This is a genomic window from Ochrobactrum sp. BTU1, from assembly GCA_018798825.1.
Taxonomy (GTDB): Bacteria; Pseudomonadota; Alphaproteobacteria; order Rhizobiales; family Rhizobiaceae; genus Brucella.
Genome location: CP076354.1, coordinates 1,444,116 through 1,469,529, shown reverse-complemented (window position 1 = coordinate 1,469,529; position 25,414 = coordinate 1,444,116). Strand labels below are relative to the sequence as shown.

Below are 25,414 nucleotides of genomic sequence, written 5' to 3'. Positions count from 1 at the left end.
TCATGCGGCTGAAGCTCGGATTTTCCAAGAAGAACAAACAGAACACCAATGACGGCTTTGAGCCGGCTGGCAATGAAAAGCTGGCCGGCAATATGGCTTTTGTCGGCTCGCGTAAAAAGCACGGCAATCGCGCACGTAATCGTCTTTGGATGGCCATTGCCTGCTTCGTCGGCATTTATGGCGTGATCGGCGGTAAGCTGGTTTATTTCGGTGTGATTGGCGGCGAGGGTGATGACTCTGGCGGCCCTGCCGTACATCAGCTCGCATCGCGCCCGGACATTCTGGATCGCAATGGTGAAATCCTTGCGACTGATATCAAGACCGCTTCGCTGTTTGCTGAGCCACGCAAGATCGTCGATCCGGATGAAACAATCGAACTTCTATCGACCGTTATTCCCGATCTCGACTGGGAAGCGACCTATCGCCGTCTGAAAAGCGGAGCAGGCTTCGTCTGGGTGAAGCGTGGTCTGACGCCACGCCAGCAGAGCCAGATTATGGCTCTGGGTGTCCCCGGTATCGGCTTCCGTACGGAAAAGCGCCGCTTTTATCCGGGTGGTCCAACGGCTTCGCATATTCTTGGTCTCGTTAATGTCGACAATCAGGGCATTGCGGGTATGGAAAAATATATCGACAGTCAGGGACTGAGCGATCTTCGCGCCGTTGGTATGGCAACCGGGCAATCGCTTGAGCCGATCAAGCTCTCGATCGATATCCGCGTGCAGCACATCATGCGCGACGTTCTCGTCAAGGCGATGGAACGTTATCGCGCGATTGCTGCGGGTGCCGTGGTTCTCAACGTGAAGACCGGCGAAGTCATTGCTATGGCTTCGGTGCCGGATTTTGATCCGAACAATCCGGTTAATGCGCTCGATAAGGATCGCTTGAACCGCATGTCGGCGGGTACCTACGAAATGGGCTCGACGATCAAGAGCTTCACCACTGCAATGGCGCTCGATTCGGGCAAGTTTAATCTCAATTCGAGGATCGATGCGTCGCGTCCGCTGGTTATTGGTCGTCAGACAATCCGCGACTTCCACGGCAAAGGTCGCGTTTTGACGCTGCCTGAAGTCTTTATCTTCTCATCCAACATTGGTTCAGGTCATGAAGCCAACGTTGTCGGAATTGAAGGTCATCGTGCGTTCCTGAAGAAAATGGGTCTTCTTGACCGTATGCAGACTGAGCTGCCTGAAGTGGCGCGCCCGGTTGAGCCGCGCGTCTGGAAGAAGGTTCACTCGATGACCATTTCGTTCGGACACGGCATGATGACCACGCCGCTGCAGACCGCTGTTGGTGCAGCAGCTTTGATGAATGGCGGCAAGCTGATTGAGCCGACATTCCTTACACGCACGCAGGCCCAGGCCGATCAGGTGGCGCAGCAGGTTATTCACCCGCAGGTGTCAGCGGACATGCGTTATCTTTATCGCCTGAACTCAACCGCGCCAGGTGGTTCGGGTAAACGTGCAACGGTTCAGGGCTACCGTGTCGGCGGCAAGACGGGTACGGCTGAAAAGGTCGTGCATGGCCGCTATTCGAAGGATGTGCGCTTCAATGCATTTCTCGCATCCTTCCCGATGGACGATCCTACCTATGTCGTTCTGACTATTATTGACGAGCCTAAGCCGGAAGAAGGCAAGTACAGCGCGACCGCTGGTCTTAATGCTGCGCCAATGGTTGCCGATATTATTAGGCGCTCAGCCTCATTTTTGGGGGTTAAGCCCGATTTTAAACAGGAATTTGCGCCAGCAGCATCAGAGATCGCTTCTGCTGATTCGATAAACGACTGATTTGTGTAGTTGCAGCGGGAAGCGGAAACTGCACCACTGAACCTGGATTTGGTATGACCATGAAGCTGAAGGAAATTACACTCTTTAAGGAACTGGCCTCCGGCGCTGCGGGCGAAGTGGACATTGTTGGTGTCACCTCAGATTCTCGTAAAGTCGAGCGCGGCTTCCTTTTTGCGGCTCTCAAAGGTGTAAAAGCGGATGGCTCCGCCTATGCAGTCGATGCCGTCAAGCGTGGTGCTGTTGCCGTTATCGCTGGCAAGAATGCAGCCATTGAAAACCTCGGTGTGCCTGTTCTGCATGTTGAAGATCCACGTCATGCACTGGCCGTTGCGAGCGCACAGTTTTATGGCAAGCAGCCTGAAGTCATGGTTGCCGTGACGGGCACCAGCGGCAAGACTTCTGTTGCTTCGTTTACCCGACAGATTTGGGCTTATGCCGGTTTTCCTGCGGCTAATATCGGAACCACCGGCGTTTTCTCGCCAACCCGTAGTGATTATAATTCGCTGACGACACCTGATCCGGTTGAACTGCATCGCGTGCTCGCAGAGCTTGCCGATGAAGGTGTGACCCATGCCGCGATGGAAGCCTCGTCCCATGGTCTTGATCAGCGTCGCCTTGACGGCGTGAAGCTTGCTGCTGGCGCGTTCACCAATCTCGGTCGCGATCACATGGATTATCATGCAACGATCGAAGAATATCTGCACGCCAAGATGCGCCTGTTCGATACGCTGCTTCCAAAAGGTGCACCTGCAATCATTTTTGCGGATGACCAGTTCTCGCCACAGGCGATTGAAGCTGCAAAAGCCGCTGGTTGCGATGTGAAGACTGTTGGTCGCAAAGGTGATTTCATCACCATCAAACGCGTTGAGCATGAACGTTTCCGCCAGCACATTGAAGTGCGCATTGCTGACGAAATTTTTGAAATCGAACTGCCGCTGGCCGGTGACTTTCAGGTTGCCAATGCGCTTGTGTCGGCAGGTCTTGCGATGGTTACGGGTGTTCCGGCTGCGGCTGCCATGCGTGCGCTTGAGCGCCTCAAGGGTGCGCCGGGCCGTCTTGATCTGGTTGGAGCCACGGAAGAGGGCGCTCCGGCCTATGTGGACTACGCACATAAGCCGGAAGCACTTGAAAACGTTCTTACTTCCGTGCGTCCATTTACAACTGGACGCGTGATCGTGGTGTTTGGCTGTGGCGGCGACCGCGACAAGGGCAAGCGCCCGATCATGGGTGAAATTGCTGCACGTCTGGCCGATGTTGCCATTGTCACCGACGACAATCCACGTTCGGAGGTCCCTGCGCAGATACGTTCGGAAATCATGGCTGCAGCCCCCGGTGCCACCGAAATCGGCGACCGTCGCGAGGCAATTTTCACTGCAGTTTCCATGATGATGCCCGGTGACACGCTGGTGGTTGCGGGTAAGGGACACGAAGAAGGCCAGATCGTCGGCGACATCACGCTGCCGTTCTCGGATCATACGGAAGTGGCGGCTGCGCTGGCAGCACGCCTTGAGGAGCATAAGGGATGAGTGACTGGCTTTGGACATCTGCCGATATGGTGGAGGCCATGGAAGGCCGGCCTTTTGGTACGTTGCCTGCGGGTATCACCGGGATTTCTATCGATAGCCGTACGCTGAAAGAGGGCGAAGCTTTCTTTGCAATCAAAGGCGAATTGTTTGATGGACATGATTTTGCAACGGCTGCCATGGCAGCTGGTGCTGGTCTTCTGGTCGTCAACGAATCCCGTCTTCCGGCTCTCGGCAATCTCAAGGTTCCGATGATCGTGGTTGAAGACGTGCTTGAAGCCTTGATCAAGCTCGGTATTGCCTCGGGTGATCGCTCCAAAGCCCAGATCATTGCTGTTACCGGTTCTGTCGGTAAAACGACGACCAAGGAAGCGCTGCGTCATGTGCTGGCCGATTCAGGCAAGGTCCATGCGTCGGTTGCGTCGTTTAACAATCATTGGGGCGTGCCGCTGACACTCGCCGGTATGCCAGCCGATACCGATTATGGTGTGTTTGAAATTGGCATGAACCACCACGACGAAATCCGGCCGCTGGTTAAGATGGTTCGCCCGCATGTGGCGCTCATAACGTTGATCGCACCGGCACATCTTGGTCACTTTGCAAATCTCGAAGAAATCGCAGTGGCAAAAGCCGAGATTTTTGAAGGTGTTGTGCCGGGTGGTTATGCGCTTCTCAATCGCGACGACAAGCGCTTCAAGCAGCTTGAAGAACTCGCCGAAAAGGCAGGCGTCGAGCATATCGTCACCTTCGGCGAAAATGCGCGTTCCCAATATCGCCTGCGCGAAGTGAAAATGCATCCTACCTGCTCATGCATGACGGTCAAGATCGGTAACGAAGAAGCTGTTGTAAAAGTCGGCATGCCGGGACGCCATATCGTGCAGAATATGCTTGCTGTACTTGGCGCGGCCCATCTCGTTGGTGCAGATATGGCAAAGGTTGCCATTGCCATGGCAACTTTGACTGCTGAAGGCGGACGCGGCGCGCGTCATGTTCTGGAGCATCCGGATGGCGGTTCCTTCACGCTGATCGATGAAAGCTACAATGCAAACCCGACCTCGATGCGTGCATCGCTGTCGCTGCTTCATGCAACGCCGCCTGAAGGCCCGCGGGGTCGTCGTATCGCAATTCTGGGCGATATGCTGGAGCTTGGCCGTCAGTCTGGAAAGCTTCATGCCGATCTTGCACGCCCCATCGTCGATGCGGAAGTGAACGTGCTTTATATCGGCGGACGCGAAATGTCGGTGCTCAAAAATGCCTTGCCGGTTGAAATTAGCGTCGAATACAGGCAGAGCACCGATGAATTGTTGCCGCTGGTGACGAAGGCTGTGCGTCCCGGCGATGTTGTCATGGTGAAGTCATCCAAGGGGATTGGCTTTTCTAAGATCGTCAAGGCGCTTACCAATCAGTTTCCGCCAGTGGTGCCTGCCGAGTAGCAGTTTTTGAGGGATTTTTCTCAGCATGTTGATGCTTCTTTCAATCTTCGCCGAGCATGTGACACCGTTTAACGTGTTCCGCTACATCACGTTCCGCACTGGCGGGGCGATGATTACCTCGGCGTTGATCGTGTTCTTGTTCGGCCCTGCGATCATCAATTCGCTGCGCGCGCGACAGGGAAAAGGTCAGCCGATCCGTGCTGATGGCCCTCAGACCCACTTCAAGAAAGCTGGTACGCCCACCATGGGCGGTCTGATGATTATGACCGGTATTCTGGTCTCCTGCTTCTTCTGGGCTAATCTCGCCAGCGTCTATGTCTGGGTCGTGCTGATGGTCACAGTTGGTTTTGGTGCAATCGGCTTTTACGACGACTATCTCAAGGTCACGAAACAGTCGGATAAAGGCTTTTCCGGTAAATCGCGTCTGGGCATCGAGTTTCTGATTGCGGCGATTGCAGCCTTCATCATCATGCGGGCAGGACAGGAGCCGTTTTCCTCATCGCTGACGTTCCCGTTCGTAAAGCAGTTTGTTCTGAACCTCGGCTGGTTCTTCATTCCATTGGCAGCCTTCGTCATGGTTGGCGCCGGCAATGCGGTAAACCTGACTGACGGTCTTGATGGTCTTGCGATTGTGCCTGTGATGGTTGCTGCGGCCTCGTTCGGCTTCATCGCCTACCTTTCGGGTAATGCGATCTTTGCCGATTACCTGCAAATCCATTTTGTTCCGGGTACGGGTGAACTGGCCGTTGTACTGGGCGCTGTTATCGGCGCAGGCCTTGGCTTCCTCTGGTTCAATGCACCGCCTGCTGCAATCTTCATGGGTGACACGGGTTCGCTGGCGCTCGGCGGGATGCTCGGCACGGTTGCGGTTGCAACCAAGCACGAAATCGTTCTTGCCATCATCGGTGGTTTGTTTGTGGTTGAAGCACTCTCGGTCATCATTCAGGTTGGTTCGTTCAAACTCACCGGCAAGCGCGTCTTCCTGATGGCACCAATTCATCATCATTTTGAAAAGAAAGGCTGGACGGAGAGCCAGGTCGTGATCCGTTTCTGGATCGTGGCAATTATCCTCGCCATGATCGGCCTTTCCACATTGAAGCTCAGATAACAGGCACGCAGAATGATCCCGATCACCGCCCTTAAAGATAAGACTGTAGCCCTCTTCGGACTGGGTGGGTCGGGCATCGCTACCGCCAAGGCCATTGTGGCGGGTGGAGCGAAGATCATTGCCTGGGATGATAATCCCGACAGTGTTGCCCGCGCACAGAGCGCGGGTATAGCGACTGGCGATTTGAGGCAAGCGGACTGGTCGCAGTTCGCTGCTTTTGTGCTTTCCCCCGGCGTACCGCTGACCCATCCCAAGCCACACTGGACAGTTGATCTCGCTCATGCTGCCGGTGTCGAGATTATCGGCGATGTTGAGCTTTTCGTGCGTGAACGCAATCATATTGCGCCGGATTGTCCGTTTATCGCCATCACCGGCACGAACGGCAAATCCACTACGACCGCGCTGATTGCGCATATCATCAAGGCTTCGGGCCGCGACATGCAGCTCGGCGGCAATATCGGCACGGCGATCCTTACATTGGAAGCGCCCGCACCGGATCGTTTCTATGTGGTCGAGTGCTCGTCCTACCAGATTGATCTGGCACCGTCGCTCAATCCTACTGCTGGTATTCTTCTCAATCTTACGCCTGATCATCTCGACCGCCATGGCTCCATGGAAAACTATGCTGCCATTAAGCAGCGGCTTGTTGACAAAAGCGGTGTGGCAATCGTTGGTGTGGACGATGAATATTGCGGGAGCATTGCGGATCGTCTTGAAAACAAGGGCGTAAAAGTCGCACGTATTTCCAAGGATAAGCGCCTTGAGAACGGTGCATTCGCTGAAGGTGCAAAGCTCTATTCGACATTGAGCGGCAAGGTTGAAGAACTCGCTTCACTGGACGGAATTGGTTCGCTGCGCGGCGCGCATAATGCGCAGAACGCGTTGGCTGCAATCGTGGCCTGTTTGTCGGTCGGCCTTTCGATTGAAGAAATTCGTGCAGGTTTGAAAAGCTTCCCCGGTCTTGCGCATCGCATGGAACAGGTTGGTCATCGCGGCAAGGTTCTGTTCGTCAATGATTCCAAAGCAACCAATGCCGAAGCAACCGCGCCTGCGCTGTCGTCTTTTGCGAACCATATTTACTGGATCGCTGGCGGTGTACCCAAGGCTGGCGGTATCAGCGCTTTATCGGAGTTCTTCCCGCGCATTACCAAAGCCTATCTGATTGGTGAGGCTGCGGCGCAGTTTGCTGCGACGCTGGGCGACGCGGTGACATTTGAGATTTCCGACACTCTGGCTGTTGCAGTTGAACATGCTGCACGCGATGCAGGCAATGATGCAGCAAGCGAACCTGTGGTTCTGCTTTCGCCAGCTTGTGCGAGCTTCGACCAGTTCCAGAATTTTGAGAAACGCGGCGATGCATTCCGCAACGCCGTGCTTGCGCTCCCGGGTATTGAGCCAATGAGAGGGGAAAGCTGATGGTAAGTCGTGTTGACCGTGGTGCTGTCGCCAATTGGTGGTGGACAATCGACCGTTACTTTCTGGCTGCATGTCTGGCCCTGATGGGGCTTGGTGTGCTGTTGTCCTTTGCTGCAAGCCCTGCCGTTGCGCAGCGCATTGGCCTTAATAGCTTCCATTTCGTGGAACGACAGACTTTCTTCATGATCCCGGCTGTTGCCGTGATGATTGGCGTCTCGTTCCTGTCGCCACGCCAGATCAGGCGCTTTGCGCTGATCCTGCTCTGCGCCTCGCTGTTTCTGATGGCAGCAGCACTTTTCGTCGGTATCGAGATCAAGGGTGCGCGCCGTTGGGTCAGTCTTGCAGGCATTTCCATTCAGCCCTCCGAGTTCATGAAACCCGCTTTTGTGGTCATCTGCGCATGGCTTTTCTCCGAGCGCGAACGCGGCGGTGAGATGCCGGGCTATTTTCTGGCGATGATGCTGTTCTGTGTGACTGCTGGTCTGTTGATGCTGCAGCCTGACTTTGGTCAGACAATGCTCACCACCGGCACATGGGGCGCGATGTTCTTCCTCGCCGGTCTGCCGATGTTCTGGATTCTGGTCCTTGGCGGGATAGCGGTTGTCGGTGCCTTTGGTGCTTACATGACGCTCGATCACGTTGCGGGCCGTGTTAACCGCTTCATGACCGGTGAAGGTGATACATTCCAGGTTGATGCGGGGCGCGAAGCCATTCTGCGTGGCGGCTGGTTCGGTCAGGGACCAGGTGAAGGCACCGTCAAGCGTATCATCCCGGATAGCCATACCGACTTTATTTTCTCGGTTGCCGCAGAAGAATACGGCATCATTCTCTGCATGATCATCATGGCGCTTTTCGCGTTTATTGTGATCCGCGGACTGTCGATTGCGCTGCGTGAGCGCGATGCTTTCACACGTCTCGCTGTTTCCGGCATCGTGATCCTGTTCGGCTTCCAGTCGATCATCAACATGGCGGTTAATCTGCATCTGATGCCTGCCAAGGGCATGACCCTGCCGTTTATTTCCTATGGCGGCTCTTCGCTCGTTGCTATTGCGATCACAATGGGCATCTTGCTGGCACTGACACGCCGTCGTCCGGAAGCGCGTATGACGCATACGGTCAGCATGGGCGAGCGCATTCCGGCTTTGTGAGGGGACTATGGGAAAAGGCGTAATTGTATTGGCCGCCGGGGGAACAGGCGGCCATCTGTTTCCAGCTGAAGCACTGGCGCACGAACTGAAGTCTCGCGGCTGGGATGTGCATCTGGCAACGGATGCACGCGCGCAGCGTTTTGCCGGTGCCTTTGCAGAAGACCATGTGCATGTGATCCGTTCAGCAACCATTGCAGGGCGCAATCCGATTGCGCTGGCACGCACATTGTGGTCGCTGTGGCAGGGTAATCTCGACAGCCGCAAACTATTTCGTCGTCTGAAACCGAAGCTGGTTGCTGGTTTCGGTGGCTACCCAACATTGCCGCCGCTTTATGCTGCGAGCAGTATGGGTATCCCGACAATGGTGCATGAGCAGAACGCTGTCATGGGCCGTGCCAATAAGGGGCTGGCCGGACGCGTGAAAGCGATTGCTGGCGGGTTTCTGCCAGAAACAAGCGGTGCGTTCGCTGACAAGATTGTTGCGACCGGCAATCCGGTTCGCCCGCCAGTGCTTGCTGCTGCCAACACGCCTTATAGGCCGGCCAAAGAGGGTCAGCGTTTTCGCCTTCTGGTATTTGGTGGCAGTCAGGGCGCACAGTTTTTCTCAAATGCGATCCCAGAAGCAATTGCGCTTTTGCCCGAGAGCGAACGCGCAAGGCTGCTGATTACCCAGCAGGCGCGTAAAGAGGATGAGGCCGCTGTTCGTGCCGCATATCAGAATCTGCGCGTTCCGGCTGATGTCGCGCCGTTCTTCAACGATATGCCAGCCCGTATTGCCGACGCGCATTTTGTGATTTCGCGTTCGGGAGCTTCTACCGTTTCAGAAATCGCAGCGATTGGCCGTCCGGCCATGCTGGTGCCGTTTCCACATGCGCTTGATCATGATCAGGCGGCGAATGCGGCGGCTCTTGCTGCGGCAGGCGGTTGTGATGTGGTTCGGCAGGCTGAACTTACGCCAGAACGATTGGCCAGCATCATTAGCGCAGCGATTAATCAGCCAGAAAGGCTTGAGCAACAGGCAAAAGCTGCGAAAAGCGTTGGGAAGCCTGATGCCGCGCAGTTGCTTGCCGATCTTGCAGAGGCTATTGCAGCAGGAAAATCAGTTCAGGAATTGAAAGAAGGAACTCGGCCATGAAAATGCCGCTCAACATCGGGCTTGTCCATTTTATCGGGATCGGCGGCATTGGCATGAGCGGTATCGCGGAAGTGCTGCACAATCTTGGCTATAAGGTTCAGGGTTCTGATCAGTCGGACAGCGCCAATGTGCAGCGTCTACGCGAGAAGGGCATTGAGGTCTTTGTCGGTCATAAGGCCGAGAATCTTGGCGATGCGGAAGTCATCGTCGTTTCGACTGCCATCAAGAAAACCAATCCGGAATTGGCTGCCGCCCGCGAAAAGCTTCTGCCGATTGTTCGCCGCGCTGAAATGCTGGCCGAGCTGATGCGCTTCCGTCGTGCGGTTGCTATCGGCGGCACACATGGCAAAACCACGACCACATCGATGGTTGCAGCTTTGCTCGATGCAGGTCATCTCGATCCCACAGTCATCAATGGCGGCATTATCAATGCCTATGGCACCAATGCTCGTATGGGCGATGGTGACTGGATGGTTGTTGAAGCCGATGAAAGCGATGGCACCTTCCTGAAACTGCCAGCCGATATTGCGGTTGTTACCAACATCGATCCTGAACATCTGGATCACTACGGCAATTTCGACAATGTACGTGCAGCTTTTGCGCAGTTTGTCGAGAACGTGCCGTTCTATGGCTTTGGCGTGATGTGTCTTGACCATCCTGAAGTGCAGGCTCTGGTAAGCCGCATCGAAGATCGTCGCATCATCACCTATGGTCAGAACCCGCAGGCGGATGTCCGCTTTGTTAATCATCGCATGGATGGCGCAACGAGCCTGTTTGACGTGCTGATCCGCTCACGCAAGGGCGATACGGTTGAGATCAAGGATCTCCGCCTGCCGATGCCGGGTATGCACAATGTTTCAAACGCAACGGCAGCGATTGCAGTCGCAAATGAACTTGGCATAACAGCCGACGATATCCGTCGTGGTTTGGGTGCATTCGGTGGGGTCAAGCGTCGCTTCACTCATACCGGCTCCTGGAATGGTGTCGAAATTTTCGATGACTACGGCCACCATCCGGTTGAAATTCGAGCTGTTCTGAAAGCAGCACGCGAAGCAACCAAAGGTCGAGTAATCGGCATTGTTCAGCCGCACCGCTATACACGCCTTCACAGCCTGTTTGATGAGTTTGCAGCGTGCTTCAATGATGCCGACACGGTTATCGTAACACCGGTTTACACAGCTGGCGAAGACCCGATTGAAGGTGTGAACTCGGAAACGCTCGTGTCGCGCATCAAGACTGCTGGTCATCGCGATGCACGTTATGCAAGCGGCCCTGAAGCATTGGCGCCGTTGGTGGCTTCTATTGCAGAGCCTGGTGATTTCGTGGTTTGCCTCGGTGCAGGCAACATTACACAGTGGGCTTATGCATTGCCAAAAGAATTGGCTGAACAGGGTGCAAAGTAATGGAAAGCGGCGAAACGCTTCTCAAGAAGCTTGCTGGCAGGCTTTCCGGTCTTCGCGGCCGGATGATGCCGGATACCGGCATGGACAAGATTACGTGGTTCCGTGCCGGTGGTCCTGCGCAGGTTCTGTTTCAGCCTGCTGATGAAGAAGATCTGTCGGAATTTCTGAAAGCTGTGCCAGAAGAGATTCCGCTTCTGGTTGTAGGTATCGGCTCCAATCTTCTGGTGCGTGACGGTGGCATTCCAGGTTTTATTGTCAGGCTATCGGCCAAGGGTTTCGGCGAAGTCGAACGTGTTTCCGAAACCCGGCTCAGGGCAGGGACTGCGACGCCGGATAAGCGCGTGGCAGCGGCAGCACTTGAAGCGGGTCTGAGTGGCTTTCATTTCTACCACGGCATTCCCGGGGGCATTGGCGGCGCTCTGCGCATGAATGCCGGTGCCAATGGCGTTGAGACGCGTGAGCGCGTTGTGGAAGTGCGTGCGCTTGATCGCAAGGGTGAACTGCATGTCCTGTCCAATGCGGATATGGGTTATGCATATCGGCATTCCTCAGCGTCGCCTGATCTGATTTTCACCTCGGCTCTGTTTGAAGGTATTCCGGGCGACCGTGAAGAAATTCAGAAAGCCATGGACGAGGTGCAGAATCACCGTGAAACGGTTCAGCCTGTGCGCGAAAAAACCGGTGGCTCAACCTTCAAGAATCCTGAAGGCACATCTGCGTGGAAAGAAATCGACAAGGCGGGCTGTCGCGGCCTGCGTGTTGGTGGCGCGCAGATGTCTGAGATGCACTGCAATTTCATGATCAATACCGGAAATGCGACCGGCCATGACCTTGAAACGCTCGGCGAAACTGTTCGCGCTAAAGTTTATGAGAATTCAGGTATTCGCCTTCATTGGGAGATCAAGCGGCTTGGCTTGTTCCGCGAAGGGGAAGAAGTGAAAGAATTCTTGCAAAAAGTCTAATTTTAAGAAGCCTGGATTTCCTACTGAAATTCCGGGCTTTTTTGCGCTTGTTGAGCGCTCCGTAAGTTGCTCCCCTTTTGATAGGGGCTTGCCACGGAATCAACTCTCTGATTCTTTATGGTTAACCGTACAGTGATTTGATTCGTCAGGGTTTTCCTGACTTGGGTGTCTGCGGCTTGTGTCGCCGGACTATCCAGATTCTATTTTTGATTCGAGCGCAGGGGATGCGCAGAGGGGATGACTGACATGGCTGGACAGAAGGCTGGAAAGCATGTTGCCGTTTTGATGGGTGGCTTCTCATCGGAGCGTCCAGTCAGTCTCTCGTCCGGAACTGCCTGTGCACAAACTCTTGAAGAGTGCGGCTATCGCGTGACGCGCATTGATGTTGGTCGCGATGTCGCGAGTGTTCTTGCTGAGCTGAAACCTGATGTTGCGTTCAATGCGCTGCATGGCCCGTTCGGCGAAGATGGTACGATCCAAGGCATTCTCGAATATCTTCAAATACCTTACACGCATTCCGGTGTGCTGGCTTCAGCGCTCGCTATGGATAAGGATCGTGCCAAGACTGTTGCGTCTGCTGCAGGTGTAGCTGTTGCGCCGTCGCTTCTGCTCAACCGTTTCGAAATCGGTTCTGAGCATCCGATGAAGCCGCCTTACGTCGTCAAGCCGGTCCGTGAAGGTTCGAGCTTCGGTGTTGTAATCGTCAAGGAAGATCAGACTCACCCGCCGCAAATCATCAGCTCTGCTGAATGGAATTATGGTGCCGAGGTTCTGGTCGAAAAATACATCGCTGGCCGCGAATTGACCTGCGCCGTGATGGGTGATCGCGCGATGGACGTCTGCGAGATCATTCCAGTGGGGCATCAGTTCTACGATTATGATTCAAAATATGTTGCAGGCGCATCAACTCACGTGTGTCCGGCAAAAATTTTACCAAATATTTACCAAAAAATACAAACAATGGCCCTTACGGCGCATCGGGCAATCGGGTGTCGGGGCGTAAGCAGATCAGACTTCCGTTTCGACGATCGTTTTTCCGAAGAAGGCGAAGTTATTTGGCTGGAAGTTAACACCCAGCCGGGAATGACTCCTACCTCGCTCGTACCTGATATCGCGAAGGCGGCAGGTATCTCTTTTGGTGAATTGTTGAGTTGGATGGTGGAGGACGCGTCTTGTTTGCGTTGAACGGCAGATCTCAGGAATATAGGCGTTCGGGCACGATGCGGGATGCATCGGGTGCAGCCTTTGTTCTGCCGCGCCTTCTGCGGAAGCCTTTCCGCTTCGCTGTCCGTATGTTTCAGGGCAATATCAATGTTCCGCGCTATGCTGGCACGATTGGTATGCTCGGATTTCTCGGAGCAACCGGCATCTACGGCATGGTGCTCGGTGGTCATTCCGAAAATATGATCAAGGCAACCGCTTCCACTTTTGGTTTTGCGATTGAAGACGTGAAGGTCGTTGGCAACAACGAAACGTCGGATATCGATATTCTCGGTCAGCTTGAGCTGGATGGCGAGACGTCACTGGTCGGCATGAGTGCTGAAGGTGCGCGTCAGGCTATCGCCAAGCTGCCTTGGGTTGAAAGTGCTGAAGTGCGTAAGGTTTATCCTGGTACGCTGCTGGTTTCTCTGGAAGAGCGTAAGGCATTTGCCGTCTGGCAGAATGGCCAGGAGCTCTCTTTGATTGATTCTGCAGGCGATACCATCGTCCCATTCCGTCCGGGCCGTTACAATGCTCTCCCGCTTGTTGTGGGTGAGGGTGCTGAAAAGCGCGTTAAGGGCTTCGTGGACGAGGTTGCGGCCTATCCGGCGCTTGCTGGCAAGGTTCGTGCCTATATCCTCGTTGCTGACCGCCGCTGGGATATTCTGCTGGAGAATGGCGTTCGTATCATGCTGCCGGAAGATGAGCCTATGAAGGCTCTCGCCGAAGTCGAGCGCCTGGATAGCGAAAAGCATCTTCTGTCCCGCGATATTGCTGCGGTCGATATGCGTCTTGATGATCGCGTCACGGTTCAGCTGACGGCAAGCGGCATGGAGCAGCGCCAGAAGTTCTTGGCTGATCGTAAAAAAGAATTAGCCCGCACGGGGAAGCGCGTATGAGTATTCTGGGCGGAAAAGGTTCATCACAGGTTGGAACTGCAGGGCGCAAGGTGCGCCTGCTCACAGTTCTGGACGTCGGTTCAAGCAAGGTCTCCTGCGTGATCGCACGTCTGCGTCCACATGAAAGCGGCGTTTTGCTGCCAGGTCGCACGCACCGCATGGAAGTGCTGGGCATTGGCCATCAGCGTTCGCGTGGTGTGAAGTCTGGCGTCATCATTGATCTCGATGCGGCTGAACAGTCCATCCGTCTCGCGGTTGATGCTGCAGAGCGCATGGCTGGCCTGACTGTCGACAGCCTGATTGTTAATATTTCTGCTGGTCGCCTCAAGAGCGAAACCTTTACCGCGAGCGTCAACCTCGGCGGTCATGAAGTTGAGCAGACGGATATTCGCCGCGTACTGGCTGCAGGCGCCAAGCAGGCGCTTGCTGCTGAACGTCACCTCGTTCACTCGCTGCCGGTTGGCTACACGCTTGACGGTGAGCGCGGTATCCGCGATCCGCTTGGTATGCTGGGTGACAGTCTCGGCGTTGATATGCATGTTCTGACGGCTGATGCGGCTCCACTGCGCAATCTCGAGCTTTGCATCAATCGTTGTCATCTGTCAGTCGAAGCAATCGTCGCGACCCCTTATGCGAGCGGCCTCGCAGCTCTCGTTGGTGATGAAGCCGAAATGGGTGCGGCCTGCATCGATATGGGCGGCGGCACGACAACAATTTCCGTCTTCTCCGAAGGCAAGTTCATTCACGCTGATGCTGTAGCTATCGGTGGAACACACGTCACGATGGATGTGGCGCGCGGCTTCTCCACCCGTATGGAAGATGCTGAGCGTCTGAAGGTCATGTACGGTTCGGCGCTGCCAAGTGCAGCTGACGATCGTGATCTGATCTCGGTTCCGCCAATTGGCGATGACGAGCGTGATGTACCCAATCAATATCCGCGCTCAGTATTGACGCGGATCATCCGTGCACGCGTGGAAGAGACATTGGAACTGGTTCGCGACAGGCTGAATCAGTCGGGCCTCGGACATATCGTTGGCAAGCGCGTTGTTCTGACGGGTGGCGCAAGCCAGCTGCCGGGAATGCCAGAAGCTGCCAGACGGATTCTTGCAAGAAATGTGCGAATCGGGCGTCCTCTAGGAATAGCAGGACTGCCTGAGGCGGCTAAGGGTGCGGCTTTCTCCGCGACCGTTGGTCTTCTGATCTACCCTCAGGTGGCAGGTATTGAAGAACGGTCCGTGAAGGCAGCCTCCTCCGGTCTTATGACTGGTACGGGCGGGCGAATTCAACGTGTCAGCCAATGGCTGAGAGAGAGTTTTTGAGTACACATTGAGTGATTTGATTGCGTGATGTGGGCGTAACCATCAGCGTAATAACCAATTAGCACCGCGGCGGCGAAGCGGTGAGAGGCTTAAGAGGAACGAGAACCATGACCATTAATCTGCAAAAGCCGGACATCACCGAGCTGAAGCCTCGCATCACCGTATTTGGTGTCGGCGGCGGCGGCGGCAATGCGGTAAACAATATGATCAATGCCGGTCTGCGCGGCGTGGATTTTGTCGTTGCAAACACTGACGCTCAGGCTCTGACCATGTCGAAGTCTGAACGCATGATCCAGCTTGGTGCTGCTGTCACCGAAGGTCTCGGCGCTGGTTCGCAGCCAGAAGTTGGCCGCGCAGCAGCTGAAGAATGCATCGACGAAATCGTCGATCACCTCAACGGCACGCATATGTGCTTCGTCACTGCCGGCATGGGCGGTGGTACCGGTACTGGTGCTGCTCCTGTTGTGGCACGCGCTGCACGCGAACGCGGTATCCTCACCGTTGGCGTCGTAACCAAGCCTTTCCACTTCGAAGGTGCTCGCCGCATGAAGACGGCTGAGCTTGGCATAGAAGAACTGCAGAAGAACGTCGATACGCTTATCGTCATTCCAAACCAGAACCTCTTCCGCATTGCCAACGACAAGACCACCTTCGCCGATGCATTCGCAATGGCTGACCAGGTGCTTTATTCGGGTGTTGCCTGCATCACCGATCTGATGGTCAAGGAAGGCCTCATCAACCTCGACTTTGCTGACGTTCGCTCGGTTATGCGCGAAATGGGCAAGGCGATGATGGGCACTGGCGAAGCTTCGGGCGAAGGCCGTGCAATGGCTGCTGCAGAAGCTGCGATTGCTAATCCGCTCCTCGACGAAACCTCGATGCGCGGTGCTAAGGGTCTCCTGATTTCGATCACCGGTGGTCGCGATATGACCCTGTTCGAAGTCGATGAAGCTGCAACTCGTATCCGTGAAGAAGTTGATCCGGAAGCCAACATCATCCTCGGTGCTACCTTCGACGAAGGCCTCGAAGGCGTCATCCGTGTATCCGTTGTTGCGACCGGCATCGACAAGCAGATCGGAGACGCGGCGCCTGCGCCGCTGGAATTTCGCCAGCCGGTAAAGCCTGCTGCACAGACCAAGCCGATGGCTCCGCATGGCGCTCTGCGTCCTCCGGTTGTTGAACAGCCACGTCAGGTCGAACAGCCTGCTCCAGTTGCCCAGTCGATCGAAAACGAAATCGCTGCAGCAACTGCTGCTCCAGCAGCTTCGGCTGCTCCTGAATTTCGTCCACAGAGCCGCATTTTCCAGGCTCCTGCCGCTGATAGCTTTGAACGCGCACCAGTTGCACGTCCAGCCGCTCCACAGCCGCAGATGATCAACAATCAGGCAACCGCTCAGGCCATGCAGCCACAGGCTTACCAGCAGCCACAGCAGATGCATGCAGAACCAGCTCCTCAGCCACGTCCTGCTCCGCGTATGCCAGCTGTTTCGGATTTCCCACCTGTTGCACAGGCTGAAATCAATGCACGTCGTGCAGCGCCTCAGCAGCCTGCTCAGGAAGAACGTGGTCCAATGGGTCTGCTTTCTCGCCTGACCCGTGGTCTGACGCGCCGTGAAGAAGAGCAGCCAGCTGCTCGTCTGGAACCAGCGCATCGTGAACCTGCTATGCGTCAGCCAGAACAGCGTCGCCCAATGCAGCAGGACAGCTCGATCTATGCTCCACGTCGTGGCCAGCTTGATGATCAGGGCCGTCCGCAGCCGCGCGCTGCTTCGGAAGAAGATCAGCTCGAAATTCCGGCATTCCTGCGCCGTCAGTCGAACTAATCATCTGATACGACATTGAAAATACAGATGCCGTGGAGTTAACGCTCCACGGCATCTTGTTATGATAATTATCGTTATGGTTTGTAAGAAAGCGTGATTTTGAACAGCTGTCGCTCATCACTATTTTCGACATAACTGTCTTATTATAGAAGAATACGATGGAAACTGGCGATTGTCAGTTGCGGGCATTATATGCTTGGCAAATCTCTTGCGGGATGCAGCTGCATCTTGCCCCATACGATAGATTGGACTGATTTTGAGCGCTTACCAAAAAACAATCGGGCGTGCGGTTACTCTTTCCGGCGTCGGCGTCCACGGTGGCGCTGCAGCCTCGGTGACGTTTCTGCCAGCCGATGCGGATACGGGAATTGTATTCAAGCGCTCAGACCTCAGTGCCAACGCCGATATTCGTGCCCATGTTTCGCAGATTGGTGCAACAGACCTTTGTACCGCGCTCGGTCCGCAGGATTCGCGTATCAACACGGTCGAGCATTTGATGGCGGCGATTTCCGCATTGGCTATAGACAACTTGGTTGTTGAAGTGGAAGGGCCGGAAGTTCCTATTCTCGACGGGACATCTGCGCGCTTTATTGATGCATTTGATGATGCTGGAATCGTTGTTCAGGAGTCGAAGCGCCGTTTCATCCGTATTTTGAAGACAGTGCGTGTAGAAGCGGGTGGTTCCTGGGGCGAGTTTCAGCCTTATTCGGGTACGCGCTTTGAAGTGGAAATCGACTTCGAGTGCCCGCTCATCGGTCGGCAGAAGTTTGGCTCCGATATGTCCGAGGATACTTTCCGCAAAGAACTATCAACTGCGCGAACTTTCGGCTTCATGAAAGACGTTGAACGCCTGTGGGCCGCGGGTTTGGCGCTCGGTTCATCACTCGACAATTCGCTTGTCATCGGTGACGATAATTCGGTGATCAATCCCGGCGGTCTGCGCTTCAAGGATGAATTCGTGCGTCACAAGACGCTTGACGCTGTTGGCGATATAGCTCTGGCCGGGCTGCCTTTCATCGGTTGTTTCCGTTCCTATCGCGGTGGCCACCGGCTTAATGCTGAAACGGTGAAGGCACTTTTGGCTGATAAGTCGAATTACGACATCGTCGAAGCAAGTGGCGTGCGCCGGAATGCAGACAATTTGGACTTTGTTACAGTCCGTCCAAATATCTCGGCGCCCTGGGCGCTTTGAACTTTCTATTGGAAGTCCGGTGTTTATGGCCATAATTGGGCCGTGATCGCCGGGTCTTCTTCGCATGAGTCGGCGTATTCATTGTGGACTGAGAGCCAAGCCTCCGCATTTGGTGAGGAAAAAGCCATTGGTTTGCATAGATATAGCTTCAGGCCGAGCCATTGATGCCTTATGCGTGCCAAATTCGGACGATTGATCAGCTAGACGATTGCCGATTTCGCCAGCATGTGGTTTATGGACGGCCAAAACAGCCTCGGCTATGTTTACCTAAGTGCTGATGCTGATGTATTGGGAAGAATGGGGAAAGAGTGAACTACAGGGTTCATTTTACTCCAGACAGAAAAGACGTTGCCAAATGGCCGGAGACCGCATGACGAGTTCGAAATTCCCGGTGAAGACGAAAACCGCGTTGATTGCCAGCGCTCTTGCCGTTTTTGTTCCGCTTGCGGGATGTGCCAGCAAAAACGACGATATCGATCTGACCAAATATGTTGAGACGATCGATCCGGCGGATAAGCTTTACAACGAAGGCCTCGCGAATCTTGATGCGGGCCGCCTCGGTGAAGCTGCCAAGAAGTTTGCAGCGGTTGACCGTCAGCACCCTTACACCGAATGGGCACGCAAGTCGCTCGTCATGGCTGCTTTCACCAATTACCGTCAAGGCAATTACGAAGAAGCGGTCAGCATGGCAAAGCGTTATAACACGCTTTATCCGACATCGCCTGAATCGGCTTATGCCTATTACATCATCGGTCTGAGCTACTTCCGTCAGATTCCTGACGTGACCCGTGATCAGGCGGCCAGCCGCCGTGCAATCGCTGCGATGCAGGAAGTGGTCGATCGCTTCCCGGATTCAGAATATACCGACGACGCCAAGACCAAGATCCGTGTCGCCCGCGACCAGCTCGCTGGCAAGGAAATGCAGGTCGGTCGTTATTATCTTGAGCGCAAGGAATATCTGGCTGCGATCAAGCGCTTCCGTGGTGTGGTCGAAGAGTATTCTAACACCCGCCAGGTTGAAGAAGCACTCGCCCGTCTGGTCGAAGCCTATTATGCGCTTGGTCTGACTTCCGAAGCTCAGATGGCAGCTTCGGTGCTCGGTAAGAACTTCCCGGACAGCCGCTGGTACAAGGATAGCTACAAGCTCTTGCAGAGCGGTGGTCTTGAGCCGCGTGAAAACGGCGGTTCGTGGCTGGCCAAGGCTTCGGCAATGATCACGGGTGGCGGCGCTTAAGCCGATACCCGCATGCTGTCGCACCTGTCGATCCGCGATATTGTCCTGATTGAACGGCTCGACATCGAGTTCAAGACCGGCTTGTCCGTGCTTACGGGCGAGACGGGTGCCGGTAAATCCATCCTGCTTGATTCGTTGTCGCTGGCGCTTGGTGCGCGCGGCGACGCTTCTCTGGTTCGCCATGGGGCGGATCAGGGGCAGGTGACGGCAGTCTTTGATGTGCCGGGTGGACACCCCGCCCGTAAATTTCTGAGCGAAAATGGTTTTGACGATGACGGCGACGTCATCCTGCGCCGTCTCCAGATGGGTGACGGGCGCACGCGCGTGTTCATCAATGACCAGGCGGCAAGCGTTGCGCTGCTGCGCGAACTGGGGAAACGGCTGGTCGAAATCCATGGTCAACATGACGATCGCGCGCTGATCGATACCGATCTTCATCGTACATTGCTGGATGCGTTTGGCGTTCTCGATGCTGAGGCCACGACTGTTCGCGAGCGCTATAAAGCGTGGCGTGATGCTGAAAGTGCATTGTCGAAGCATCGGGCGCGGGTTGAACAGGCCGAGCGTGAAGGCGATTATCTGCGCTCTTCGGTGGAAGAACTAACCAAGCTGGATCCGCAGTCGGGCGAGGAAGACGAACTCGCTGAACGCCGCGCTGTCATGATGAAGTCGGAGAAGATTGCGGGTGATGTGAACGAAGCAGGTGAGCTTCTGTCGGGCAATGGTTCACCAGTGCCGACACTTGCAAGCCTTGTGCGTCGTCTGGAGCGTAAAATTCCGGAAGCGCCGCATCTGCTCGAGCCTGTCTGCAAGGCGATTGACGAAGCACTCAATAGTTTGGCACTGGCGCAGGATGGCATCGACCACGCCATGCGAGAGATCGATTTTGATCCGCGTGTGCTGGAGCAGGTTGAAGAGCGGCTGTTCGCGCTTAGAGCTGCTGCCCGCAAATATTCTGTTGCAGTTGAAGGCTTGCCTGCACTGCGTGACAAGATGGACGCCGATCTTGCTGATCTGGATGCCGGTGCAGAAAAGCTGATCCAGCTTGAAGCGCAGGCAACCGAAACGCGTGCAGCTTACGATGCTGCTGCGAAAGTCTTGTCAGAGCGCCGTAGGGACACTGCCGAGCATCTGAAGGCTGCGGTTATGGCGGAGCTGCCAGCACTGAAGCTGGAGCGCGCCGAGTTTATCGTTGAAATGACGACGGATACTAATGCGCGCGCTGCTGAAGGCATTGATACGGTCGAATATTGGGTTTGCACCAATCCAGGAACGCGTGCTGGCCCGATGATGAAGGTTGCTTCTGGTGGCGAGCTTTCTCGTTTCCTGCTGGCACTCAAAGTGGCGCTTGCCGACCGCGGTTCGGCGCCGACGCTTGTTTTCGACGAGATCGATACAGGTGTTGGTGGTGCAGTCGCTGATGCGATCGGACAGCGTCTGGCGCGTCTCTCATCTCGCGTACAGGTTCTTTCGGTGACCCATGCGCCGCAGGTTGCAGCACGCGCAGCCACCCATTTCCTGATTGCGAAGTCAGCAACCAATGAAGACCGCATGTCGACATCGATCCGTTCGATTGGTGTCGATGAGCGGCAGGAAGAAATTGCGCGTATGTTGGCCGGTGCCAGAATCACCGATGAAGCGCGTGCAGCAGCTGAGCGTTTGCTGGCAGAGAATAGCGCGCTCGTCTCCTGACAGAACGCTGTCAGTGTGACCATATGTTCGTAACTGCGCGCGGCTGTAGGCGCGGCCTCATTTCTTGGTTATGTTGAGCAAAATTGAATCAGCAGGTTTTGCCACGCATATGTCCGATATTTCCGTTGAAAAACTGACCGACCTTGAAGCCGCTGCAGAACTGGAGCGGCTAGCGCGTGAAATTGCTCATCATGATGAGTTGTATCATGCCAATGACCGGCCGGAGATTTCGGACGCAGACTATGATGCGCTGAAGCGGCGTAATGATGCCATTGAAGAGCGTTTCCCCCATCTCGTACGGGCCGACAGTCCTTCTGTGCGCGTTGGCACGGCACCAGTTTCCAAATTCGCACAGGTTGTCCATGCGCGTCCGATGCTTTCGCTCGGCAACGCGTTTTCGGATGAAGATGTGCAGGATTTCGTCGGCAGCGTATATCGCTTTCTCGGGCAACTGCCGGATAATTCCATTGCTTTCACAGCTGAACCGAAGATCGACGGGCTATCGATGTCGATCCGTTATGAAAACGGCGTTCTCGTTAGTGCCGCTACGCGTGGTGATGGCACGACCGGCGAAAATGTAACCGCCAATATCCGAACCATCAGTGAGATTCCAAATAAGCTTCCAGCAGGTGTTCCAGCGGTCGTCGAAGTGCGCGGCGAGGTCTATATGGCCAAGAGCGACTTCCTCGCGCTCAACGAGCAGATGGTGGCAGAAGGCAAGCAAACATATGTCAACCCGCGCAACACCGCAGCAGGCTCGCTGAGACAGCTTGATGCGAAAGTGACGGCCAGCCGCAAGCTCAGGTTCTTCGCCTATGCCTGGGGTGAGATGTCTGAAATGCCGTCTGATACACAGCATGGCATGGTCAAGGTGTTCCGCGAATGGGGCTTCCCGGTCAACCCGCTGACGCAACGATTGCAGAGCGCAGATGAGCTTATTGCGCATTATCGGGCGATTGGGCTTGAGCGTGCCAAGCTCGATTACGATATCGACGGCGTTGTATACAAAGTGGACCGACTGGACCTGCAAACACGGCTTGGATTCCGCTCGCGTAGCCCGCGCTGGGCTATCGCACACAAGTTCCCGGCAGAGCAGGCAACCACGATTCTGCACGGCATAGACATTCAGGTTGGACGTACAGGCGCGCTGACGCCGGTTGCACGCCTTGAGCCGATTACTGTTGGCGGCGTGGTTGTCACCAATGCCACGCTGCACAATGAAGATTACATCAAGGGCATAGGCCTCAAGGGCGAACGTATCCGTCAGGAGGATCACGACATTCGTATTGGCGATACGGTGATCGTGCAGCGTGCAGGCGATGTCATTCCGCAGATTGTAGATGTGGTGTTGGAAAAGCGTCCTGCTGATGCTGTGCCGTTTCATTTCCCGCATGAATGCCCGGTTTGTGGCAGTCATGCCGTGCGCGAAGAAGGCGAGGCAGTCTATCGTTGCACAGGTGGTTTGACCTGTGCCGCACAGGCAGTCGAGCGCATCCGTCATTTCGTATCGCGTAACGCGTTCGACATTGAAGGTCTCGGCGAAAAGCAGGTTGAGTTTTTCTTCCATGCGGAAGATGACAACCTGAAAATCAAATCACCTGCGGATATTTTCACGTTGCAGAAGAGACAGGCGAATTCGCCGCTCAAGAAGCTTGAGAATATCGAGGGCTTTGGTGCGATTTCTGTGAAGAAGCTCTATGACGCAATCAATGACCGGCGCGAGATTGCTTTGCATCGCTTCCTGTTCGGTCTTGGTATCCGCCATGTTGGTGAAGTGAACGCCAAGCGATTTGCCAAGGCTTATCTCAGCTACGACAAGTTTGCCGAAGCAGCGACAACGGCTGTCCCGCCAAAAGAGGGCGACCGTAGCGACAAGGGCAACGAAGCCTGGCAGGATCTGATTGCGGTTGAGGGCATTGGCGGGATTGTGGCAGAAGCCGTGGTCGATTTTTATGCCGAACCGCATAATCGGGAAGTTCTGAAAGAACTGCTTGATGAGGTGACACCGCTTGATGAAGTTGCACGCGTGCCAACCGGCTCGCCGGTTGAAGGCAAGACAGTGGTGTTCACGGGAAGTCTTGAACGCATGTCGCGCGATGAAGCCAAGGCAATGGCCGAGCGTCATGGTGCCAAGACTGCGGGTTCTGTTTCCAAGAAAACTGATCTTGTGGTGGCCGGTCCGGGAGCAGGGTCAAAGCTTGCGAAAGCATCGGAACTCGGCATCGAAGTGATCGACGAAGATGCTTGGCTGACCTTGGTTGGAGAAGGCTGATGGCTCCGTTCAAAGGTTTTGGCGACAAGGCTATTCCTTTCTTGAAGGCACTTGATTTTCATCAGAACCGCGAGTGGTTTGTTGAAAACAAGGACTTGTTTGAAGAGCATCTGAAAGAACCGCTTGGTGATCTGGTTGAAGAGCTGACTGCGCGCTTTGAGAAAGCCGGATTGCCTTTCAAGGGTGATCGGGTGAAGTCGCAGTTCCGCATCAAGCGCGACACGCGGTTTTCGCACGACAAAGCGCCTTATAACCGGCATCTGTCCGCGCTTTTGTCCAACTCTGGCACCAAATGGGACGAAAGCGGCTGCTTTTATGTCTGTATTGGTTTGCCGGGCGTGCGTGATTGCTATGCAGGTGTGGCGTGGTGGGGGCCGAAGAAAGAGCTTCTGCAGGCCATACGCGAATCGATTGTTGAAAAGCCGGATGAGTATCGTGCCGTTGTTGTAAAGCTCAAGAAAAGTGGTTTGAAGATCAGCGATAATGATCGTTTGAAGCGTACGCCGCGTGGTTTTGAAACCGTAACCGATGCCGACCTTCTGGAAGCCATTCGCAATCGCCATTTTGCTGTTCGTCTGGAAATTGATCCAGAGACCATAACCCGCGCCGACCTCGCAGATCGGCTGGTGAAGTTTACCGAACAGGCGCGCCCGTTGATCGATTGGATCAAGAAGATCGAAGGCACTGTTCCTCAAACATCAGAATAATGCATTGATGCATCACACATTATGATAGGTGATGCTGAAATGCTGCGCGTGCTTTCTAATAGTATGATTTTTATCGAAAACTGATTTCAACTTGGCCCAAAATTTCTTAAGCACTCCCTGACTGAGGAGTGATTTTCGTGGATCAGGGTTTTCGACCAGCACCGGTTTCAGCGCGGAACGATTTCTGGGCGGGCGTCAAACGCGGCGTTCCCATTGTTGCGGCTGGCGCGCCGTTCGGGCTGCTATTTGGTGCTGTGGCACTCGATAACGGCCTGTCGATCAGTGAAGCCGTCTTTATGAGTGCAATGCTCTATGCAGGAGCGAGCCAGATGGTCGGGCTTGATCTTTTCGGCCAGAACATCGCGCCATGGATGATTGTTCTGTCGATTTTCGCAGTCAATTTCCGCCATGTGCTTTATTCGGCGACCGTTGGCCGACGCATCCGCCATTTCACCTTCATGCAGAAAGCTGCCTCCTTTTTTCTGCTCGTTGATCCACAATATGCCGAAGTTGAAATTCGCGCCGAAGCAGGCCGGAAAATCAGCTTTGCCTGGTATATGGGGGTGGGTCTCACCATCTATATCTGCTGGCTTCTCGAGACGCTTATCGGAGCGCTGTTCGGCAACCTGATTTCCGATCCCTATGCGCTTGGTATCGACTTCCTGCTGCCGATCTATTTTCTTGGCATGGTGATGAGCTTTCGCCATCGCGAGCATTGGTGGCCGGTGGTGATCGTAAGCGCGATCTGCGCAGTCGTTGCTTATAAGCTGGTCGCCTCGCCGTGGCATGTGACGCTGGGTGCTATAGGTGGCGTTGTGCTTGCAGCCATTCGCGCAAAGCCGCAAACAGGGGAGGCATAGGGCCATGTCCACGACGATCTGGATCATCATAGCAGGCGCTGTTTGCACTTATCTCACCCGTGTCGGCGGACATCTTATTTTGTCGCGATTTGAGCGGGTGCATTATCGTGTTGAAGCAGCGCTCAATGCCGTGCCTGCGGCTGTTCTTACTGCAATTGTTGCTGCACCTGCTTCGGATCACGGCTGGCGTGAACTGCTTGTGCTCGTCTTCTGCGTGCTGCTCTCGCTGCGCGTGGGCATGATGACGATGTTTTTTGCGGGCGCAGCACTGTTAATCGCGCTGCGCCATTTCTTTCCGGCCTGA

At 54.9% G+C, this 25,414-nt stretch carries 20 protein-coding genes; all 20 read left to right on the top strand.

What is annotated here, in order from left to right; genetic code table 11:
* Positions 1-2: 2 nt before the first annotated feature.
* The 20 genes from KMS41_07110 (at position 3) to KMS41_07015 (ending at position 25,414) form a co-directional block, all read left to right on the top strand.
* Positions 3-1,784: a penicillin-binding protein 2 gene (locus KMS41_07110; GenBank protein ID QWK76887.1), complete on the top strand. Its 1,782-nt coding sequence runs from the start codon at positions 3-5 to the stop codon at positions 1,782-1,784.
* 53 nt (positions 1,785-1,837) lie between these two features.
* The gene (locus KMS41_07105) at positions 1,838-3,310 is read left to right on the top strand and encodes a UDP-N-acetylmuramoyl-L-alanyl-D-glutamate--2,6-diaminopimelate ligase (protein QWK76886.1); all 1,473 of its coding nucleotides are present in this window, start codon (positions 1,838-1,840) and stop codon (positions 3,308-3,310) included.
* Positions 3,307-4,740 (top strand): UDP-N-acetylmuramoylalanyl-D-glutamyl-2,6-diaminopimelate--D-alanyl-D-alanine ligase, encoded by a 1,434-nt coding sequence (locus tag KMS41_07100; protein ID QWK76885.1) that lies wholly within the window; start codon positions 3,307-3,309, stop codon positions 4,738-4,740. The genes KMS41_07105 and KMS41_07100 overlap by 4 nt, the downstream gene beginning before the upstream one ends.
* Positions 4,741-4,765: 25 nt before the next feature.
* A complete protein-coding gene (mraY, locus tag KMS41_07095; GenBank protein ID QWK76884.1) occupies positions 4,766-5,848 on the top strand; it encodes a phospho-N-acetylmuramoyl-pentapeptide-transferase in 1,083 nt (360 codons plus the stop codon).
* Positions 5,849-5,860: 12 nt separating this feature from the next.
* A complete protein-coding gene (locus KMS41_07090; GenBank protein QWK76883.1) occupies positions 5,861-7,264 on the top strand; it encodes a UDP-N-acetylmuramoyl-L-alanine--D-glutamate ligase in 1,404 nt (467 codons plus the stop codon).
* Positions 7,264-8,412, top strand: a complete 1,149-nt coding sequence (ftsW, locus tag KMS41_07085; GenBank protein ID QWK76882.1) for a putative lipid II flippase FtsW — start codon at positions 7,264-7,266, stop codon at positions 8,410-8,412. The genes KMS41_07090 and ftsW overlap by 1 nt, the downstream gene beginning before the upstream one ends.
* Positions 8,413-8,419: 7 nt before the next feature.
* Positions 8,420-9,547, top strand: coding sequence for an undecaprenyldiphospho-muramoylpentapeptide beta-N-acetylglucosaminyltransferase (gene murG, locus KMS41_07080; protein QWK76881.1), 1,128 nt, complete (start codon positions 8,420-8,422; stop codon positions 9,545-9,547).
* The gene (locus tag KMS41_07075) at positions 9,544-10,950 is read left to right on the top strand and encodes a UDP-N-acetylmuramate--L-alanine ligase (protein QWK76880.1); all 1,407 of its coding nucleotides are present in this window, start codon (positions 9,544-9,546) and stop codon (positions 10,948-10,950) included. Before murG ends, KMS41_07075 begins: the two co-directional genes overlap by 4 nt.
* Entirely contained in the window at positions 10,950-11,912 is a 963-nt protein-coding gene (gene murB, locus KMS41_07070) for a UDP-N-acetylmuramate dehydrogenase (protein ID QWK76879.1), read from the top strand. The genes KMS41_07075 and murB overlap by 1 nt, the downstream gene beginning before the upstream one ends.
* Before the next feature lie 246 nt (positions 11,913-12,158).
* The gene (locus KMS41_07065) at positions 12,159-13,097 is read left to right on the top strand and encodes a D-alanine--D-alanine ligase (GenBank protein QWK76878.1); all 939 of its coding nucleotides are present in this window, start codon (positions 12,159-12,161) and stop codon (positions 13,095-13,097) included.
* Complete coding sequence (locus tag KMS41_07060; protein QWK76877.1) at positions 13,085-14,011, top strand: cell division protein FtsQ/DivIB; 927 nt, start codon at positions 13,085-13,087, stop codon at positions 14,009-14,011. The genes KMS41_07065 and KMS41_07060 overlap by 13 nt, the downstream gene beginning before the upstream one ends.
* Positions 14,008-15,330 (top strand): cell division protein FtsA, encoded by a 1,323-nt coding sequence (gene ftsA, locus KMS41_07055; protein QWK76876.1) that lies wholly within the window; start codon positions 14,008-14,010, stop codon positions 15,328-15,330. Before KMS41_07060 ends, ftsA begins: the two co-directional genes overlap by 4 nt.
* Before the next feature lie 107 nt (positions 15,331-15,437).
* A complete protein-coding gene (gene ftsZ / locus KMS41_07050; protein ID QWK76875.1) occupies positions 15,438-17,153 on the top strand; it encodes a cell division protein FtsZ in 1,716 nt (571 codons plus the stop codon).
* A gap of 256 nt (positions 17,154-17,409) precedes the next feature.
* A complete protein-coding gene (lpxC, locus tag KMS41_07045) occupies positions 17,410-18,345 on the top strand; it encodes a UDP-3-O-acyl-N-acetylglucosamine deacetylase (protein QWK76874.1) in 936 nt (311 codons plus the stop codon).
* Between the two features lie 370 nt (positions 18,346-18,715).
* Positions 18,716-19,579 carry an outer membrane protein assembly factor BamD gene (locus KMS41_07040; protein QWK76873.1) on the top strand — a complete coding sequence of 288 codons (864 nt, stop codon included), beginning with the start codon at positions 18,716-18,718 and terminating at the stop codon, positions 19,577-19,579.
* 12 nt (positions 19,580-19,591) lie between these two features.
* Positions 19,592-21,271, top strand: a complete 1,680-nt coding sequence (gene recN, locus KMS41_07035; GenBank protein QWK76872.1) for a DNA repair protein RecN — start codon at positions 19,592-19,594, stop codon at positions 21,269-21,271.
* A 109-nt stretch (positions 21,272-21,380) separates the two neighbouring features.
* Positions 21,381-23,543 carry an NAD-dependent DNA ligase LigA gene (ligA, locus tag KMS41_07030; protein ID QWK76871.1) on the top strand — a complete coding sequence of 721 codons (2,163 nt, stop codon included), beginning with the start codon at positions 21,381-21,383 and terminating at the stop codon, positions 23,541-23,543.
* The gene (locus tag KMS41_07025; GenBank protein ID QWK76870.1) at positions 23,543-24,250 is read left to right on the top strand and encodes a TIGR02453 family protein; all 708 of its coding nucleotides are present in this window, start codon (positions 23,543-23,545) and stop codon (positions 24,248-24,250) included. Before ligA ends, KMS41_07025 begins: the two co-directional genes overlap by 1 nt.
* A gap of 137 nt (positions 24,251-24,387) precedes the next feature.
* On the top strand, positions 24,388-25,110 hold the full coding sequence (locus KMS41_07020; protein QWK76869.1) for an AzlC family ABC transporter permease: 723 nt from the start codon (positions 24,388-24,390) through the stop codon (positions 25,108-25,110).
* Between the two features lie 4 nt (positions 25,111-25,114).
* Complete coding sequence (locus tag KMS41_07015; GenBank protein QWK76868.1) at positions 25,115-25,414, top strand: AzlD domain-containing protein; 300 nt, start codon at positions 25,115-25,117, stop codon at positions 25,412-25,414.